General features: G+C 68.2%; 15 protein-coding genes, 1 tRNA gene and 1 pseudogene. 7 read left to right on the top strand and 10 right to left on the bottom strand.

Translation table 11 applies throughout. From position 1 onward, the window contains the following. Positions 1-86: 86 nt before the first annotated feature. Entirely contained in the window at positions 87-1,103 is a 1,017-nt protein-coding gene (locus U1701_RS01765) for a polyprenyl synthetase family protein (protein WP_332780810.1), read from the top strand. A gap of 75 nt (positions 1,104-1,178) precedes the next feature. Here the strand turns inward: U1701_RS01765 and U1701_RS01760 are convergent, their stop codons facing one another. Beyond that, positions 1,179-1,598, bottom strand: a complete 420-nt coding sequence (locus U1701_RS01760) for a glycine zipper 2TM domain-containing protein (protein WP_332780809.1) — start codon at positions 1,596-1,598, stop codon at positions 1,179-1,181. A 51-nt stretch (positions 1,599-1,649) separates the two neighbouring features. After that, the gene (locus tag U1701_RS01755; protein WP_332780808.1) at positions 1,650-2,606 is read right to left on the bottom strand and encodes a cation diffusion facilitator family transporter; all 957 of its coding nucleotides are present in this window, start codon (positions 2,604-2,606) and stop codon (positions 1,650-1,652) included. Positions 2,607-2,710: 104 nt separating this feature from the next. On the opposite strand from U1701_RS01755, the gene U1701_RS01750 reads away from it, so the two are divergent. Next, positions 2,711-2,844 (top strand) — tRNA-Gly (locus U1701_RS01750). Here U1701_RS01750 and mutS read toward each other — a convergent pair. Next, a complete protein-coding gene (gene mutS / locus U1701_RS01745; RefSeq protein ID WP_332781424.1) occupies positions 2,822-5,398 on the bottom strand; it encodes a DNA mismatch repair protein MutS in 2,577 nt (858 codons plus the stop codon). The two genes, U1701_RS01750 and mutS, sit on opposite strands and share 23 nt — an antisense overlap. A 195-nt stretch (positions 5,399-5,593) precedes the next feature. On the opposite strand from mutS, the gene U1701_RS01740 reads away from it, so the two are divergent. Together U1701_RS01740 and U1701_RS01735 are read left to right on the top strand one after the other, a co-directional pair. Next, positions 5,594-7,852: an NADP-dependent malic enzyme gene (locus U1701_RS01740; protein WP_332780807.1), complete on the top strand. Its 2,259-nt coding sequence runs from the start codon at positions 5,594-5,596 to the stop codon at positions 7,850-7,852. A 113-nt stretch (positions 7,853-7,965) separates the two neighbouring features. Further along, positions 7,966-8,288, top strand: a pseudogene (locus tag U1701_RS01735) (GIY-YIG nuclease family protein). An 82-nt stretch (positions 8,289-8,370) separates the two neighbouring features. Here the strand turns inward: U1701_RS01735 and U1701_RS01730 are convergent. Then, positions 8,371-9,159, bottom strand: a complete 789-nt coding sequence (locus tag U1701_RS01730) for an SDR family oxidoreductase (protein ID WP_332780806.1) — start codon at positions 9,157-9,159, stop codon at positions 8,371-8,373. A gap of 196 nt (positions 9,160-9,355) precedes the next feature. Between U1701_RS01730 and U1701_RS01725 the strand changes: the two genes are divergently transcribed. Beyond that, positions 9,356-9,940 carry a CHAP domain-containing protein gene (locus tag U1701_RS01725; RefSeq protein ID WP_332780805.1) on the top strand — a complete coding sequence of 195 codons (585 nt, stop codon included), beginning with the start codon at positions 9,356-9,358 and terminating at the stop codon, positions 9,938-9,940. 99 nt (positions 9,941-10,039) lie between these two features. Here U1701_RS01725 and msrB read toward each other — a convergent pair whose 3' ends face one another. The 4 genes from msrB to U1701_RS01705 form a co-directional block, all read right to left on the bottom strand. Next, entirely contained in the window at positions 10,040-10,531 is a 492-nt protein-coding gene (gene msrB / locus U1701_RS01720) for a peptide-methionine (R)-S-oxide reductase MsrB (protein WP_332780804.1), read from the bottom strand. Positions 10,532-10,601: 70 nt separating this feature from the next. Further along, entirely contained in the window at positions 10,602-11,831 is a 1,230-nt protein-coding gene (locus U1701_RS01715; RefSeq protein ID WP_332780803.1) for a cytochrome P450, read from the bottom strand. Between the two features lie 50 nt (positions 11,832-11,881). Next, a complete protein-coding gene (locus U1701_RS01710) occupies positions 11,882-13,123 on the bottom strand; it encodes an ABC transporter permease (protein WP_332780802.1) in 1,242 nt (413 codons plus the stop codon). Next, positions 13,120-14,031 carry an ABC transporter ATP-binding protein gene (locus tag U1701_RS01705; RefSeq protein WP_332780801.1) on the bottom strand — a complete coding sequence of 304 codons (912 nt, stop codon included), beginning with the start codon at positions 14,029-14,031 and terminating at the stop codon, positions 13,120-13,122. The genes U1701_RS01710 and U1701_RS01705 overlap by 4 nt, the downstream gene beginning before the upstream one ends. A 40-nt stretch (positions 14,032-14,071) precedes the next feature. On the opposite strand from U1701_RS01705, the gene queG reads away from it, so the two are divergent. Both queG and nhaA read left to right on the top strand, forming a co-directional pair. Then, positions 14,072-15,202, top strand: coding sequence for a tRNA epoxyqueuosine(34) reductase QueG (queG, locus tag U1701_RS01700; RefSeq protein WP_332780800.1), 1,131 nt, complete (start codon positions 14,072-14,074; stop codon positions 15,200-15,202). 145 nt (positions 15,203-15,347) lie between these two features. Further along, entirely contained in the window at positions 15,348-16,529 is a 1,182-nt protein-coding gene (nhaA, locus tag U1701_RS01695; protein WP_332780799.1) for a Na+/H+ antiporter NhaA, read from the top strand. Positions 16,530-16,532: 3 nt separating this feature from the next. Here the strand turns inward: nhaA and U1701_RS01690 are convergent, their stop codons facing one another. Together U1701_RS01690 and U1701_RS01685 are read right to left on the bottom strand one after the other, a co-directional pair. After that, complete coding sequence (locus U1701_RS01690; RefSeq protein ID WP_332780798.1) at positions 16,533-16,895, bottom strand: hypothetical protein; 363 nt, start codon at positions 16,893-16,895, stop codon at positions 16,533-16,535. Then, positions 16,892-17,548, bottom strand: a complete 657-nt coding sequence (locus U1701_RS01685; RefSeq protein ID WP_332780797.1) for an EI24 domain-containing protein — start codon at positions 17,546-17,548, stop codon at positions 16,892-16,894. Before U1701_RS01685 ends, U1701_RS01690 begins: the two co-directional genes overlap by 4 nt. Positions 17,549-17,608 lie beyond the last annotated feature (60 nt).

Raw genomic sequence — 17,608 nt, 5'->3', positions numbered from 1 at the left:
GTCCGGTTCGCGCGCCTTTTGCGGGCGTCCGCCGCGCCCGGCAAGACTTGCTTTGCAAGGGCGATACGGCCACAGGCTCCGGGCAGATGAGCGCAACGATCCACCGCCTCGATTCCGCCCGGCCGAATCCCTCGCTGGACCCGATGGTCAAGCTGGTCGCCGGCGACATGAACCTGGTCAACGCGGTCATCCTCGGCCGCATGCAGTCCGATATTCCGCTGATCCCCGAACTTGCGGGTCATCTGATCGCGGGTGGCGGCAAGCGGATGCGGCCGATGCTGACGCTCGCGAGCGCGCGGCTGATCGGCTATACCGGATCGCGCCACCACCGCCTCGCCGCGGCGGTCGAATTCATCCACACCGCGACGCTACTGCATGACGACGTCGTCGACGGCAGCGACATGCGCCGCGGCAAGCGTGCGGCGAACCTGATCTGGGGGAACCCGGCGAGCGTGCTGGTCGGCGATTTCCTGTTCAGCCGCAGCTTCGAACTGATGGTCGAGGACGGCAGCCTCAAGGTGCTGAAGATCCTGTCGTCGACCAGCGCGACGATCGCGGAGGGCGAGGTCAACCAGCTGACCGCCGCGCGCCGAGTCGACCTGGCCGAAGAACGCTATCTCGATATCATCATCGCCAAGACCGCCGCGCTGTTCGCCGCCGCCTGCCGGATTTCCGCAGTCGTCGCCGAGCGTCCGGAAGCCGAGGAAGCCGCACTGGACGCGTACGGCCGCAATCTGGGCATCGCGTTCCAGCTGGTTGACGACGCAATCGACTATGTCTCGGACGCGGGCACGATGGGCAAGGATGCCGGCGACGATTTCCGCGAGGGCAAGATGACGCTGCCCGTCATCCTCGCCTATGCGCGCGGCGACGCCGAAGACCGCAAATTCTGGAAGGACGCGGTCGAGGGTCGGCGCGACAGCGACGCCGACCTGGCGCATGCGACCGACCTGATCCGATCGACCCGCGCGGTCGACGATACGCTTGCGCGCGCACGGCATTACGGCCAGCGCGCGATCGATGCGATCGGGGGCTTCGCGAACGGCGCCGCCAAGGATGCGATGATCGAAGCCGTCGAGTTCGCGGTCGCACGCGCCTATTAAAACGGCGACCGGGTCGCCCCGATCGCCGCTTTCGTATTGCTGTAACCCCGGGCGCTAGCCCGGGATGACGTCAGATCAGCGGCACTTCACATTGCCGCGATCGACCGAGCGGCCGAGCAGCGCGCCGCCGCCTGCACCCACCAGCGTGCCGAGCGTACCGCCGCCGATCAGGTTGCCGAGCACGCCGCCACCGAGTGCGCCGATCACTAGGCCCGTCGAGCCGTCGCTGCGCTTGCAATAGGCCCGGCCGTCACGGCCGCGATAGATGCGGTCGTTGCGGCTGAGACGACGCTCACGATAATTGCCCTGGCGATAGCTCGACGCCGGGTTCCAGTCGCGATTGTTGCTGTCGCCCTGCCAGCGGTTATCGCCGCCGCGGTTGCGATCACGATCACGATCACGGTTGTCGTAGCGCTGCGCGGTCGCTTCGACGGGGATCATGGCGGGCGCCACGACGGCCACCGACATCAGGGCTGCGATGATCTGCTTCTTCATAGGTGTTACTCCCGAAAACATGTCAGGGTAACGGATACCCGCCGGTAAAGTTCAAACGACGTCCGGCCCCGCCATCGCGCAGTCCTGACCGGTTTCGACCTGCAGCGTCGCATGGCCGATCCCGAACCGCGTGTGCAGCATCGTGCGCGCGTCGGACAGGAACGAGTCGCCCGGTTGGCCGGCGGGCATCACCAGATGCGCGGTCAGTACCGGTTCGGTCGTGCTCATCGGCCAGATGTGCAGATCGTGGATGCGGACGACTCCGGGCAGACCACAGAGCGCGGTCTCGACCTGATCGAACTCGATCCCGCGCGGTACCGCGGACAGCGACATCTCGACGGTCTCACGCAGCAGGCCCCAGGTCTGCCAGAAGATCAGCACCGCGATGACGATGCTGACCGCGGGGTCGATCCAGGTGATGCCGGTGCGCCAGATGATCAGCCCGGCGATCACCACGCCCGCCGACACCGCCGCGTCCGCCGCCATATGCAGATAGGCGCCGCGGATGTTGACGTCGCCCTTCCGCCCGCGCGCGAACAGCAAGGCGGTCGACACGTTCACGGCGATGCCGATCGCCGCAACCATCGACACCGTCAGCCCGGCGACGGGGGCAGGATCGGCGAACCGCTGCGACGCTTCCAGTACGATCGCGCCGAGCGCTACCAACAGCAGCAGTGCGTTGGTCAGCGCGGCGAGGATCGTCGAGCCCTTCAGCCCGTAGGTGAAGCGCTTGGTCGGCGCGCTGCGCGCCAGCGTCGCGCCGCCCCAGGCGACCGCGAGGCCGAGCACGTCGGACAGATTGTGCCCCGCATCGGCGACCAGCGCGACGGAATCGATGCGCAGGCCGACCACCGCCTCGATGACGACGAACGCGATGTTGAGCGCGATGCCGATCGCGAAGGCGCGGTCGAACGAGGCCGGGGCGTGGCTGTGGCCGTGGCCGGCGTGGGAATGGCCCGCGTGGGAATGCCCGTGGCCGTGGTCATGGCCGTGATGATGTCCGCTCAAGGTCGATGCTCCGATGATCGGGGTCCGCCTAGCATCGCCGGGCCGTGAGATACTAGGACGCGGGCCGGCGATATCGCTCGGCTTGCTCCCCTCCCTGGAAGGGAGGGGCTGGGGGTGGGTGGGTTGGTAAGGTGACGGTGCGGGCGCCCCAGGCCAACCCACCCCGACCCCTCCCTTCCAAGGAGGGGAGAGCGTCCATTCTTGTCGCGTCAGGTTCAAGTTTCGCCCGCCAGCCCCTTCAACCGGTACAGCGCCTCCAGCGCCTCGCGCGGGCTCATCGCGTCGACGTCCAGCGCCGCCAGATCGTCGCGCAGCGTATCGCGCGCCTCGACCTCGACCTGTGCGGCGGCGGCGAACAGCGGCAGGTCGTCGAGCCCCGCGGCCAGCCCGCCGGTCTTGGCGCGGCCCGCCTCGAGCTTCGCCAACACCGATTTCGCGCGCGCGACCGTCGCCGGCGGCATCCCCGCGAGCCGCGCGACGGCCAGACCGTAGCTGCGATCCGCCGGCCCGTCGGCGAGTTCGTGGAGGAGCACAAGCTCGCCCTTCCATTCGCGCGCGCGGACATGGTGCAGCGACAGCGCGTCGCAGCGTTCCGCCAGTCGCGTCAGCTCATGGTAATGCGTCGCGAACAGGCAGCGGCAGCGATTGTCCTCGTGGATCGCCTCGACCACCGCCCAGGCGATCGCGAGCCCGTCATAGGTCGAGGTGCCGCGCCCGACTTCGTCGAGGATCACGAAGCTCCGCGGCGTCGCCTGTGCGAGGATCGCTGCGGTCTCGACCATCTCGACCATGAAGGTCGAGCGGCCGCGCGCGAGATTGTCCGACGCGCCGACGCGGCTGAACAGGCGGTCGACGAGGCCGAGCGTCGCCTTGGTCGCGGGCACGTACGACCCGGCCTGCGCCAGCACCGCGATCAGCGCGTTCTGGCGCAGGAAGGTCGATTTGCCGCCCATGTTCGGCCCGGTGACGAGCCATAGCCGCGACGATTCGGACAGATTGCAGTCGTTGGCGACGAACCGGTCGCCCGATTTCGCGACCGCTGCCTCGACCACCGGATGCCGACCGCCCTCGATCTCGAAACACGCGTGGTCGACCAGCGCCGGCCGCGCCCATGCACCTTCGGCCGCGCGTTCGGCGAGTCCGGCGGCGACATCCAGCCGAGCGAGCGCGTCGGCGGTCGCCGCGATCGCCTCGCGGTCCGCCAGCGTGGCGGCCGTCAGTTCCTCGAGATGCGCCGCCTCGGCCGCCAACGCGTGCGCACCCGACTGGCTGACCCGCGCCGCGACCTCGTGGAGCGCCGGGGTGTTGAAGCGCACTACGCCCGCCAGCGTCTGGCGGTGCGTGAAGCCGCTGTCGGCGGCCATCAGCGCGTCGGCCGCCTTGGCCGGCACCTCGACGTGATAGCCGAGCACGCCATTGTGGCGGATCTTCAGCGCGGTGATGCCGGTCTGGGTGCGGAATCCGGCTTCAAGCGCGGCGATCGCACGGCGACCACCAGCGCCTGCATCGCGCAGATCGTCGAGCGCGGCGTCATAACCGGCCGCAATGTAGCCGCCGTCGGATGCCTCGATCGGCGGCGAGGGGACCAGCGCGCGTTTGAGCAGATCGATCAGGCTGCCATGGCCGCGCAGTCGCGGCGCGAGGCTCGCCAGCAGCACCGGCGGTTGGGCGGTCTCGTCCAGTCGCTCGCCGAGATGCCAGGCGCCATCGAGCCCGTCGCGCAATTGCCCCAGGTCGCGTGGGCCACCACGGCCCGCCGCGAGCCGCCCCAGCGCGCGGCCGATATCGGGCAACGCGCGCAGCGTGCCGCGCAACCGCTCGCGCGCGGCCTGATCGTCGTGGAACAGCCGGACGAGGTCGAGCCGCGCCTCGACCTGCGCGCGGTCCATCAACGGCGCGCCCAGATCCGCCGCGAGCAGTCGCGCGCCCGCGCCGGTCACCGTCCGGTCGACCGCATCCAGCAAGCTGCCTTTGCGCACACCGCCAGCGGCGCAGGTCAGTTCCAGGCTTTCGCGTGTCGCCGCGTCGATCGCCATCGCTTCCGCCGCGCGCGCGATCCGCGGCGGGCGCAGGAAGGGCATCGCGCCCTTGGCATTATGCTCCAGATACGCGACCAGCCCGCCGGCCGCGGCGAGGCCCGCGCGCCCGAACTGACCGAAGCCGTCCAACGTCGCGACGCCGTAGATCCGTTTCAGCCGAGTCTCGCCCGCATGGCTGTCGAAATCACCGCGTGGCCGGAGCGTCGTCGCGGCCTCGGTAAAGGCGCTGGTTTCCGCCGCGACCACTTCGGCCGCGCCCAGGCGGGCGAGTTCGGCGCCGACCGCGTCGGCGGCAACCTCGACGATCTCGAACCGGCCGGTCGACACGTCGGCGGCCGCGATCGCCACGCCGCCGGCCGCCTCCCCGATCGCCACGCACCAATTGTCGCTGCGCGAATCGAGCAACGCTTCCTCGGTCAGCGTACCCGCGGTGACGACGCGGACGATCGCGCGCGCGACCAGCGTCTTGCCGCCGCGCGCCTTGGCGTCGGCGGGACTTTCGACCTGTTCGGCGATCGCGACGCGGTGTCCGGCCTTGATCAGCCGCTGCAGATAGGCGGTGGCGGCGTGGACCGGTACGCCGCACATCGGGATCGGCTTGCCGTCATGCTCGCCGCGCGCGGTGAGCGCGATGTCGAGGCAGGCGGCGGCGGCGCGTGCATCGTCGAAGAACAATTCGAAGAAATCACCCATCCGATAGAACAGCAGGCAATCATCGGCTTCCGCCTTCAGGCCGAGATATTGCGCCATCATCGGCGTCGGAGCGGGGGTCGTCATGCCCGCCCGGTTAGCGAAACTTTGGGCCTGCGTCATGCCCGCCCGGATTTGATCCTCCCCCCGCGGCAGGATAGGAATGACAGCCATGTCATGTCCGGGGTGACGAAGCGCGAAGGCTTCCGTAAAGGCAGGGGCAATCCGATCCGCCCAGACATTGCCGAGGTTCCCCGCATGGCCGACGAAAACACGCTCCAGTTCTCCGAACGCGAAGCGCTGCTGTTCCATTCGGAAGGCCGGCCGGGCAAGATCGAGATCATCGCGTCGAAACCGATGGCGACGCAGCGCGACCTGGCGCTGGCCTATTCTCCGGGCGTCGCGATTCCGGTGAAGGCGATCTACGACGATCCCGCCACCGCCTATGATTACACCGCCAAGGGCAACCTCGTCGCGGTGATCTCCAACGGCACCGCGATCCTCGGCATGGGCAATCTAGGCGCGCTCGCGTCGAAGCCGGTGATGGAGGGCAAGGCGGTGCTGTTCAAGCGCTTCGCCGACGTCGATTCGATCGATATCGAGCTGAAGACCGAGGACGTCACCCGCTTCATCGACGCGGTCGAGCTGATGGAGCCGACCTTCGGCGGGATCAACCTCGAGGACATCAAGGCGCCCGAGTGCTTCATCATCGAGCAGACTCTCCGGGAACGCATGAACATCCCGGTGTTCCATGACGACCAGCACGGCACCGCGATCATCGTCGCGGCGGGGCTCATCAACGCCTGCCTGCTGACCGGGCGGAAACTCGGCGACATCAAGATGGTCGTCAACGGCGCGGGCGCCGCGGCGATCGCGTGCACCGAGCTGATCAAGGCGATGGGCGTGCGGCCCGACAACGTCGTGATGTGCGACAAGACCGGCGTGATCTACCAGGGCCGCGACGACGTGAACCAGTGGCAGTCGGCGCATGCGACGACCAGCGCCGCCCGTACGCTGACCGAGGCGCTGGAGGGCGCGGACGTGTTCCTCGGTCTCTCCGCCGCGGGCGCGCTGAAGCCCGAGATGGTCAAGGACATGGCCAAGGCGCCGATCATCTTCGCGATGGCCAACCCCGAGCCGGAAATCCGCCCCGAACTGGCGATGGCCGCGCGGCCCGATGCGATCGTCGCGACCGGGCGGTCGGACTATCCGAACCAGGTCAACAACGTGCTGTGCTTCCCGTTCATCTTCCGCGGTGCGCTCGACGTCCGCGCGACGGGGATCAACGACCAGATGAAGATCGCTGCCGCCAACGCGATCGCCGAACTCGCCCGCCAGCGCGTGCCCGAGGAGGTCGCGCTCGCTTATGGCGTCAGCCACAGCTTCGGCCCTGCGTACATCATCCCGGCGCCGTTCGATCCGCGGCTGATGGAGGTCGTGTCCAGCGCGGTCGCCAAGGCGGCGATGGATTCGGGCGTCGCGACCAAGCCGATCCTCGACATGGAGGCGTATCGCCAGTCGCTGCGTGCCCGCCTCAACCCGACCACCTCGGTGCTGTCGATGGCCTATGAGGGCGCGCGCGCGCATCCCAAGCGGGTGATCTTCGCCGAGGGCGAGGAGGAGGTCGTGCTGCGCGCGGCGATCCAATTCCGCGAGGGCGGTTACGGCACGCCGGTGCTGGTCGGTCGCGACGACGTGCCGGATCGCCTGCGTGCGCTGGGCGTCACGGACCCTGAGAGCTTCGAACTGCACAACAGCCGTCGCTCGCCGCTGGTCCCCAAGATGGTCGACCTGCTCTACGCGCGGCTCCAGCGCCGCGGCTATCTGCGCCGCGATTGCGAGCGGATGGTGAACCAGGACCGCAACATCTTCGGCGCGCTGCTGCTGCAGCTCGGCGAGGGCGACGCGATGATCACCGGCATCACGCGCACATACGGCGAGACGATGCGCCAGGTGTACCGCGTGATCGATCCCGCAGCGGGCAAGACGCCGTTCGGCATCCACCTGGTCGTCGGGCAGAGCCACACCGTCTTCATCGCCGACACCGCGATCAACGAGCGGCCGACCGCCGAACAGCTCGCCGATTTCGCCGAACAGACCGCCGCGGTCGCGCGCCGCATGGGCCACGAGCCGCGCGTCGCGTTCCTGAGCTATTCGAACTTCGGCAACCCGCGCGGTGAATGGGTGGACAACATCCGCGACGCGGTCGGCGTGCTCGACGGCCGCCAGGTCGGGTTCGAATATGAGGGCGAGATGGCGCCCGACGTCGCGCTGAACCCGAAGCAGCTGGCGAACTATCCGTTCGCGCGGCTGTCGGGTCCGGCCAACGTGCTGATCATGCCGGGGCTGCAGTCCGCGCACATTTCGGCGAAGCTGCTGCGCGAGCTGGGTGGCGATTCGGTGATCGGGCCGATGCTGATCGGCATGGAGAAGCCGGTGCAGGTGGCACCGATGACGTCGACGGCCGGGGAATTGGTGACGCTGGCGGTGCTCGCGGCGGGGGGTATCGCGCGGTAATCTGGGCTTGCGCCTGGGCGATAGGTGGACCCTGAAACGAGTTCAGGGTGACGAAGGAAGGCCTCCGTCATGCTGAACTTGTTTCAGCATCCACGGTACGGCAGACTTGCCGGATGCCGCGGACTCGCCAACCTTGCGTCTATATTCTCGCCAGCGGCGTACGCGGGACGCTGTACATCGGCGTGACCTCGGATCTCGGCGCGCGGCTGTACCAGCATCGGCACGGCGTCACCGGCGGTTTGTCGGCCAGTACGGGGTCTACCGGCTCGTGCGGTACGAGATGTTCGACGACATGGACGCGGCGATACGGCGCGAGAAGCAGTTGAAGAGGTGGCATCGCGACTGGAAGATCAACCTGATCGAGTCGCAGAACCCGGAATGGGCCGATCTGGCGCCAGGGCTCGGCCTCGCCGAGCCGCTGACGCCAAGGGGTTAGGTGGACCCTGAAACGAGTTCAGGGTGACGATGATTATCCTGTCATGCTGAACTCGTTTCAGCATCCATCTATCCGCCGGGGATCACGCGTCGATCGACGTCCCCAGGCTTGCGTGCACCAGCCCGCCATCCACCGTGATCGTCTCCCCCACCACATAATCCCCCGCCCGACTTGCGAGGTAGATCGCGGCGCCGGCCATGTCCTCGTCGACGCCGACGCGCTTGGCCGGAATGCCCTGCGCCACTGCGTCGCCGTGGTCGCGTGCGGCCTTGTTCATGTCGCTGGCGAACGCGCCGGGGGCGATCGAGGTGACGTTGATGCCGTCGCGCACCAGCCGCGCCGCCATCCGCTTGGTCAGATAGATCAGCGCCGATTTCGACGCGTGATAGCTGTACGTTTCCCACGCATTGAGCCGCTGGCCGTCGATCGAGGTGATGTTGATCACCTTGGCGGGGCGCGCGTGGGAGCCCGACGCCTTCAGCGCGGCGTACAGCGCCTGGGTCAGGAAGAAGGGCGACTTGACGTTCAGGTCCATCACCTTGTCCCAGCCCGCTTCCGAAAACTCCTCGAACGGCACGCCCCAGGCGGCACCGGCATTGTTGACCAGGATGTCGAGCTTGCCCTCGACCGCGGCGAACTGTTCGGCGAGCGCCTTGCACCCGGCGACGGTCGATACGTCTTGCGGCAGCGCGAAGCAGTTCGGCCCCAGCTCTGCCGCCGCCGCTTCGCACATATCGGCCTTGCGCGACGAGATATAGACCTTCGCCCCCTGCGCGATGAAACCGGCGGCGATCATCTTGCCGATCCCGCGGCTGCCGCCGGTGATCAGCGCGACGCGGCCGTCGAGCCGGAACAGGGTCGTGGTATCCATCGGGCATCCTCCATTTTTATGCCCGCTTGCTATCCTTGGTCCGCGGCGCTGGCAAATCCGCCGCGTCGATCGCCGGTTCAGGGGGTTCGTCGGCGCCGTAACACGCTTCATCGGATATGGTTCCGCGGCGACTTTCAATTAATTTCGGCCCCGTCTAGCCAGACTGCGACGAGTGGGTTTCGACCAGGGGCTTCCGATGAATTTGAAGGCATTAGCAGCGCGTTTTGCGCTGGTGGTAACGTGCGGCCTGATGACGGCGACCCCAGCGGCCGCGCAGTTCTGGCAGTGCGTCACCTTCGCACGGTCGGTCTCGGGCATCGAGATCCGCGGCAATGCGAACACCTGGTGGGGCCAGGCCGAGGGTCGCTACGAGCGCGGCCACACCCCGAAGGCTGGTTCGGTCCTCGCCTTCTCGCCGACGTCGCGGATGCGCGTCGGCCATGTCGCGATGGTCAGCCGCGTCGTCGGCGACCGCGAAGTGCTGCTGACCCACGCCAACTGGTCACGCCCCGGCGGCATCGAGACCAACGTCCGCGCGGTCGACGTCTCAGCTGCCGGCGACTGGAGCATGGTCAAGGTGTGGTACGGCCCGCAGGGTGGCCTCGGTACCTCGGCCTATCCGACCAAGGGCTTCATCTATTCGGGTCACGCACCCAAGTCCGACACCCCCAAGACCGACCTGTTCGACGCGCCGACCCAACCGTCCTACCAGATGGCGGCCCTCCAGCATGGCCCAACCGATCCGCGCGGCATCTTCACGTTGGTGAACGACACCAAGTAAATCCCGACGTCATGCCGGCGATCCCGGCATCACATTGCAGACGGCGGCTCGGGGCCTGGATCGCGCATCAAGCTCCGGACAACGGTATCGGTACGGCGATCACGCCGCCTTGAACGTCAGCGCCACGCCGTTCATGCAGTAGCGCTTGCCCGTCGGCTTCGGGCCGTCATCGAACACATGGCCCAGATGCCCGCCGCAGCGCCGGCAATGCACTTCGGTCCGCGCCATCCCCATCGTCGAATCGACCCGCGTCCGTACCGCGTTCGGCAACGGCGCCCAGAAGCTCGGCCAACCGGTCCCGCTCTCGAACTTGGTCTTCGACGAGAAGGCCGGCAGCGCGCATCCACCACAGGCGAAGATCCCCGCGCGATGTTCGCCGTTGAGCGGGCTCGAATAAGGGACTTCGGTCCCTTCCTTGCGCAGCACGGCATAGGCCGCCGGTTTCAGCCGCGCGCGCCACTGCGCATCGGTATAGGTCACCGCGAAGCGTTCGGCCGCCTGCGCGCGCTCCGAACTACAGCCCCATAGCGCCGCGCCGGCGATGGTAGTCCCGGCGAGGGTCAGGAATGTGCGGCGGTCTGCATGTGTCATGGTCATGATGTAGGAACGACCGGCCGCGACGCCAGGATGCGCGCTTCGATCGTCCCGGACGCGGGCGTCGTCAGTACCGGCTGATCTCGACGGGCAGCGTCTTGTAGCCGTGGACGAAGCACGCCGCGATCCGGGTCGGCTCGGCGAGCACGTTCACGCGCATCCGACGCGCGGCCATTTCCTCGAGCAGGATGCCGATCTGCAGTTCGGCAAGCCTGGCGCCGACGCAGCGGTGGATGCCATGGCCGAACGCCAAGTGCCGCCGCGCGTTCGGCCGGTCGACGCGGATCGTATCGGCATCGTCGCCGAACACCGTCTCGTCGCGGTTGGCGGACAGATACCAGAGCGCGAGCTTGTCGCCGGCCTTGATCGGCTGCCCCATCAACATGGTGTCGCGCGTCGCGGTGCGCCGCATGTGCGCGAGCGGCGTCTGCCAGCGAAAGATCTCGCTCGCCGCGTTGGGGATCAGGCTCGGATCCGCCTCGAGCCGCGCGCGGGCATCCGGAAACCGGTCGAGTCCATAGGCGAGCGCGGTCATCGAATTGCGCGTGGTGTCGTTGCCGCCGACGATCAGCAGGATCAGGTTCCCGATGAACTCGTACGTGTCCATATGCGCCATCGCGTCCGAATGGATCATCATCGATATCAGGTCGGGCGTCGGCTCTTGGCCCAGCTTCGCGTTCCACAGCTGTTGGAAATAGGCGCCGCATTCGAACATATGGGCCAGCCGTTCCTTGCGCGTCGTCTCGTTCTTCACCGCCTCGATATCGCCGGCCCAGTCGGACCAGAAGGTAAGTTTTCGGCGGTCTTCCCAGGGAAAATCGAACAGCGTCGCCAGCATCTGCGTGGTCAGTTCGATCGACACCGTGTCGACCCAGTCGAACCGCGTGTTCCACGGCAGGCTGTCGAGGATCGCGGCGGTGCGGCGGCGGATGTCCTCGGTCATTCGTGCCATCTCGCTCGGCGTGAAAGCCGGAGCGACGGTACGCCGCTGCGCGGTGTGGACCGGGCGGTCGCGCGCGATGAACATCGGCATCCTGATGCCGCCGTCGTTGATGATCTCGGCGAGCGTGATGCCGCCGGCTTCCGACGAATAGAGATCGGGCAGCGACTCGACCTCGACGATGCCGCGGTACGTCGAGACCGACCAATAGGGCCCGTAATCGGACTGCGGGACGAAATGCACCGGCGCCTCGGCGCGCAGCCGGCGGAACGGCGCCTGCCAGATATCGTCGCGGTACAAGCTGCCCCGGCTCACGTCGAGCGGGTCGGGGTCCGGATACCGCGCCAGCGTCGCCATCGACTCTCTCCTGCGTTTTGCCTGCAGAAGAAGCCCGGGCGGTTTCTAAGTCAACTCGCCCGGGCGCGCTTCCAGAAGGGCTTGGCGCTGCCGGATTGCAGCACGCCGCGGCGGAACAGCCGCGCGCCGACGCTGATGAAGATCGTCACCCACAGCGCCTGCCAGGCGAGCGCTGCCACATGCGGCCACAGATCCGGCGAATTCGCGGCATGCCCGGCCATGGCGAAGGGCGACGAGAGCGGGAACACCTCGGCGAAGGTCGCGACCCAGCTGCCCGGGCGTGCGGCGGCGGCGGAGGACAGCGCGAACATCGCGACCTGCAGGATCGTGATCGGCAGCGACAGCATCTGGATCTCGCGCATCGTCGAGGCTTGCGCGCCGACGCCCAGGAACACCGCACCGAGCAGCAGATACGCCATCGTGAAATAGCCGGCGAACAGGAGTGCGAACATCGGCGTGCCGACCGCGGGCACCAGATCGCCGAAGCCGGCGGCCATCGCGGGCGGCAGGAACGATCCGATCTGCCCGACCACCGTGCCCCAGAACGCGACGAACAGCACGGCGACGCCGAACATGCCGAGCAGCTTGCCCAGGAACACCGATTCGAGCGGCACCGCGGCGGCCAGCACCTCGATCACCTTGCTGTTGCGCTCCTCCGCCATCGTACCGACGACCTGCCCCGACAGGAACAGCGTGAGGAAGAAGATGCCGAACACCGCGAAGAAGGCGGATTGGTGCTGCCCGCCGATCGAGCTGCCCTGGCGCTTGATCGCGGTTTTGGTGACCACGACGGCGGGCAGGGTGCCGCCGAGCCGTTGCGCGGCGAGCGTCGTGCCGCTGAGTAACGCCAGATAATCCGCCGCGCGACGGCCGCGCGTGGCGTACAGGATTTGCGGGCGGTCGAGCGGGCCATAGAGCACGGCAGATGCGTCGATGTCCTTGCGCGCGAACGCGGCGCGCGCCTGGGCCGCAACGTCGGCCGCAGGGGCGATGGTCATCAGCGTCGGTGGCGCTTCGTCGGGGCGGAAGACCGCGCGTAGGCGCTTGTCGGCGGCGGCGGTCGGGCCGGCGAGCGGGGCGGGCACGATCGCGACGATCCGCGCCTTGTCCTGCGCGCCGTCGGCGACGTTGGCGGCGCCCATCCCGCCGATTGCGCCGAACGATCCCATGATCACCGGCGCGAACAGGAACAGCAGGAAGATCGGCGTGAAGACGGTGGCGATGAAGTCGCGCCGCGCGATCGTCAGCGTCTGGCGCAGCGTGCGGCGGAACCGGCTCTGCGGCGCGCTCATACCCGTGCCTCCTGCTCGCCGACGATGCGGACGAAGGCCTCGTGCAAACCGGGGCGTTCGATCGACAGCCCGGATATGCCGTAGCCCGCCTCGATCAGGCGGCTCAGCAGCCGTTCGATGCCCTCGCGCGGCAGCTCGAACCGCCAGCTGTCGCCATCGGGTTGCGCATCGGCGGGCAGAACGCCGGCGATCGCCGGGTCGGGGCGGTGCGGGGTGTAGTGGACGCGTTGCGGCAGGATTCCGCGCGCGTCGGCGACGGTGCCCTCGAACCGGCGCTTGCCGCCGGCGATGATCGCCAGGCGATCGCACAGCCGCTCGGCATGGCTCATGATATGCGTCGAGAACAGGATCGTCGCGCCGCGATCGCGCTCGGCGAGGATCAAGGCTTCGAGCTGTTCCTGGTTGACCGGGTCGAGCCCGGAAAAGGGTTCGTCGAGCACGAGCAGGTCGGGCTGATGCACCACCGACCCCAACAGCTGGACGAGCTGCGCCATGCCCTTCGACAATTTGCGGATCTTCTCGTCAACCGCGTGGCCGAGCCCTGCCTTCTCCATCAGCGCGGTGGCGCGCGTGCGCCCCGTCTTCCAGTCGAGCCCGCGCAATGCGCCCATGAACGCGATCGCTTCGCGCGCCTTCATGCCGGGATAGAGTCCGCGTTCCTCGGGGAGATAGCCGACGCGGTCGCTGGCGTCGCGCGGGGCGTCGTAGCCGAACAGCGTGCGGCTGCCCTCGTCGGGCTCGATGATCCCCAGCAGCATGCGCAGGCTGGTGGTCTTGCCCGCGCCGTTGGGGCCGAGCACGCCGTAGATTGACCCCGTCGGGACCCGGATGTCGATGCCGTCGACGACGCGGCGATCGCCGAAACGCTTGACCAGACCATCGGCGGTGACCGCCCATTCATCACGCACGAACTTTCCCCCCGATGGAGCCTCGTGGTAGCGGGTCGGCGTGGCACAAGACAAGACGCAACCGGATACGCTCGAAGACCGCATCCGTGCGAAGGCCGCCGAACTCGGCTTTGCCGCGGTCGGCATCGCGCGCGCCGATGCGGCGCCGTTGGCGGGCGAACGGTTGCACCAGTGGCTCGCCGACGGCCGCCACGGCGACATGATCTGGATGGAGGAACGCAAGCACCACCGCGAAAGCCCCGCCGGTCTGTGGCCCGAGGTGCGCAGCGTCATCGCGCTGGGCCTGAGCTATGCGCCGAAGGACGATCCGCTACGGCTGGCGGGCGAGGGCGGGGTCGGGCGAATCTCGATCTATGCGCAAGGCGGCGACTATCACGACGTGATGAAGCGCGCGCTGAAGGCACTCGGGCGCTGGCTGGCACACGAGGCGGGGTGCGATCTAAAGGTGTTCGTCGACACCGCGCCGGTGATGGAGAAGCCGCTGGCGGAGGCCGCTGGGCTCGGCTGGCAGGGCAAGCATACCAACCTTGTCAGCCGGAGCGAGGGCAGCTGGCTGTTCCTCGGCGCGATCTACACGACGCTGGCGCTGGAACCGGATATGCCCGGCCCCGACAGCTGCGGCAGCTGCGACGCATGCCAGCGCGCCTGCCCCACGGACGCGTTTCCGGCGCCGTACCAGCTCGATGCGCGGCGTTGCATCTCGTATCTGACGATCGAGCATGCCGGGCCGATTCCGCACGAATTCCGCAACGGCATCGGCAACCGCATCTATGGCTGCGACGATTGTCTGGCGGTGTGCCCGTGGAACAAGTTCGCCGCCGCGGCGCACGCGAACCTCGCCTTCGCGCCGCGCGCCGAACTCGTCGCGCCCGAGCTCGCCGACCTGCTCGCGCTCGACGATGCCGGCTTTCGTCAGGTCTTTGCCGGCTCGCCGATCAAGCGCGTCGGCCGCAGCCGGATGGTGCGCAACGCGCTGATCGCGGCGGGCAACAGCGGCGATGCGGGGCTGGTGCGCGCGGTCGCGGGGCTGCTCGATGATGCGAGTCCGATCGTGCGCGGTGCGGCGATATGGGCGTTGGCCCGGCTCGATCCGCATCGGCATCAGGCTGAGCGAGCGGTGCGGCGCGCGGACGAACAGGATCCCACCGTCCTTGCCGAATGGCTCGGCTGACCGGGGCAGCGCCTTTGGTCCCGGGTTGCCTCGTACGCACGGCGATGCGATAGTCCCTCACGGGTGCTCGCCGTCTTCGACAGCGCGGGCAGGCATGTGCGTTGGTCGGGCCGCCAGCGATGATCGCCTGATCCGGAGTCTATCGATGTCCACCCATGCCCGCGCTCGGCCCAGCGCGATCCGTCGCTTTCTTGCCGCCCAATCGTCCGCCGGTCTTGTCCTGATGGGCGCGGCGCTGGTTGCCTTGGTGATCGCCAATTCGCCGTTGTCCGCGCCATACCAGAGGCTGCTCGAGGCGCATCTGGGACCGCTGTCGCTCGGCCACTGGATCAACGACGGCCTGATGGCGCTGTTCTTCCTGCTCGTCGGGCTCGAGATCAAGCGCGAGATGGTCGACGGCCAGCTGTCGACCTGGCCGCGCCGGATCCTGCCGGGCGTCGCCGCGGCCGGCGGCATGATCGTCCCCGCGCTCCTGTATCTCGCGTTCAACCGCGGCCCGACCGCGGCCGGCTGGGCGATCCCTGCGGCGACCGATATCGCGTTTGCGCTGGGCGTCATCGCGCTTCTCGGTAATCGCGTTCCCGCCTCGCTACGCGTTTTCCTCGCCGCGCTGGCGATCATTGATGATCTGGGTGCCGTAATCATCATCGCCCTCTTCTACACCGCGCATCTTTCGGTGCCGGATCTGGCCGGCGCGGGGGTCGCGGTCGCGGTTCTGGTCGCGCTCAACCGCTTCGGCGTGACCAGATTGACGCCCTTTCTGCTCGTCGGCGTGGTGCTGTGGGTGTTCGTGCTGCGGTCGGGGATCCACGCCACGCTGGCCGGTGTCATGCTCGCGCTGACGATCCCGATGGATCGGACCCCGGCGCAGTCCGATGCAAGTTGCCCGAGCCCGCTTCACCGGCTTGAGCACGCGCTGCACATCCCGGTCGGGTTCCTGATCGTTCCGATCTTCGGGCTGGCGAACGCGGCGGTGCCGGTGTTGGGCCTGCCCGCCAGCGCGTTCGTCGCGCCGGTGACGTTGGGGGTCGGCATCGGGTTGCTGGTCGGGAAGGTGATCGGGGTCTTCGGATTCGCGACGCTCGCCGTCCGGCTCGGGCTGGCGGACATGCCCGCGCATGCCGGACGGCTTCAGATGCTCGGCGTGGCCATGCTCTGCGGGATCGGCTTCACCATGAGCATCTTCATCACGCTGCTGGCGTTCCCCGGCAATCTGCTGCTGCAGTCGGAGGCGAAGATCGGCGTGCTGGCCGGATCGTTCGTGTCCGGCCTGCTGGGGTATGTCGTGTTGCGCTTGGCGCGGCGGGACGAGGCTCAGACGGTCTGACGTTCAGCGCCCGCCGTCGCGCCGGGTGAGTGCGGCAACGCAACTCGCGCGATCGATCGTGCTGCCGTCGGGCTCGCGCGCGTCGATATAGGTGACCTTGGGCGCGTCCGACCCCTTGGGGTAGAGATAGGCATCGAGCACGCAGATGCCGCTTTCGAACTGGAGTTTGCGTGCGCCGCCTTCGCGGACGTCGGCATCGGGCTGGCCGAACAGGCGGATAAGCCCCGCGGCGTCCTGCCCCAGCACGCGTTCCAGCCCGACGCTGGTATAGGGGATCGCTGCGGGCCCCAGCGCGGGCTTTGCCGCGGGGACGGCACAGCCGGCAAGGCCGCTCAAGAGCGCGAGGCCCGTCACAAACCGCTTCATGGCCGATCCTTGTGGAAGAAATGCGTCGCCATTGCCGCCCCCAGCACGGGGGCGGCGATGTTGAGCACCGGAACCACGAACAGGGCGGTGTTCGCAAGACCCAGCAGGAAGCGTGGCGCCTTGGTCGTCGCACGCCAGCCCCGCATCGCCGCGGCGTCCATGTGGCGCGCCGCGACCATGTCGCCGAGATCGCGGCCTAGCAGCCAGCCGTTGACGACAAAGAACGCCGCGGCGGTGCCGATGCCGGTCACCAGCAGCGCGGCGTAGACCGGCAGCATCAGCGCGTTGACGCCGATCACGCGCGCCGCCGAGGTGAGGCCCATGACGAGCCCGCGGTGGAACGGCACCGGGCGGGAGGTGGCCAGTGCGGCGGGATAGTGCCGCGCCTCGACCGCGGCGACGACCTCGTCGGCGAATATCCCGACCACCGCGATCGCGACCGCGCGGAACAGCAGCCACAACGCGAGGATCGTGGCCGCCAGCGCGACCGCGGCGGCGATGCCGTCGGCGCCGACCATGGCGCGCGTCGCCCACCAGACCCCGACGCCGAGCGCGGCGAAGACCAGCAGGGTCACCGCCATCGACTTGGCGAACACGCGCAGCACCGGCGGGTCGCCGAGCTGGGCGAGCGAAAGGAGGAAAGCGCGGATCATGCGGGAGGGATGACGCGCCGTTGCCCGCGCGTCCAGTTCTCCCGCGAAAACGGTTCGGTC

It is taken from the genome of Sphingomonas rhamnosi (assembly GCF_036663615.1).
In the GTDB taxonomy this organism is placed as follows: Bacteria; Pseudomonadota; Alphaproteobacteria; order Sphingomonadales; family Sphingomonadaceae; genus Sphingomonas.
The sequence above is the reverse complement of the archived record's forward strand: the minus strand, read 5'-3'. Positions and strand labels throughout refer to the sequence as shown.

Coding starts and splice junctions, on each gene's coding strand:
- U1701_RS01765 (WP_332780810.1), top strand. CDS start 87: ATGAGCGCAACGATCCACCGCCTCGATTCCGCCCGGCCGAATCCCTCG.
- U1701_RS01710 (WP_332780802.1), bottom strand. CDS start 13,123: ATGAGCGCGCCGCAGAGCCGGTTCCGCCGCACGCTGCGCCAGACGCTG.
- U1701_RS01685 (WP_332780797.1), bottom strand. CDS start 17,548: ATGATCCGCGCTTTCCTCCTTTCGCTCGCCCAGCTCGGCGACCCGCCG.
- mutS (WP_332781424.1), bottom strand. CDS start 5,398: ATGATGGCGCAATATCTCGGCCTGAAGGCGGAAGCCGATGATTGCCTG.
- U1701_RS01690 (WP_332780798.1), bottom strand. CDS start 16,895: ATGAAGCGGTTTGTGACGGGCCTCGCGCTCTTGAGCGGCCTTGCCGGC.
- U1701_RS01730 (WP_332780806.1), bottom strand. CDS start 9,159: ATGGATACCACGACCCTGTTCCGGCTCGACGGCCGCGTCGCGCTGATC.
- U1701_RS01725 (WP_332780805.1), top strand. CDS start 9,356: ATGAATTTGAAGGCATTAGCAGCGCGTTTTGCGCTGGTGGTAACGTGC.
- nhaA (WP_332780799.1), top strand. CDS start 15,348: ATGTCCACCCATGCCCGCGCTCGGCCCAGCGCGATCCGTCGCTTTCTT.
- msrB (WP_332780804.1), bottom strand. CDS start 10,531: ATGACACATGCAGACCGCCGCACATTCCTGACCCTCGCCGGGACTACC.
- U1701_RS01715 (WP_332780803.1), bottom strand. CDS start 11,831: ATGGCGACGCTGGCGCGGTATCCGGACCCCGACCCGCTCGACGTGAGC.
- U1701_RS01740 (WP_332780807.1), top strand. CDS start 5,594: ATGGCCGACGAAAACACGCTCCAGTTCTCCGAACGCGAAGCGCTGCTG.
- U1701_RS01760 (WP_332780809.1), bottom strand. CDS start 1,598: ATGAAGAAGCAGATCATCGCAGCCCTGATGTCGGTGGCCGTCGTGGCG.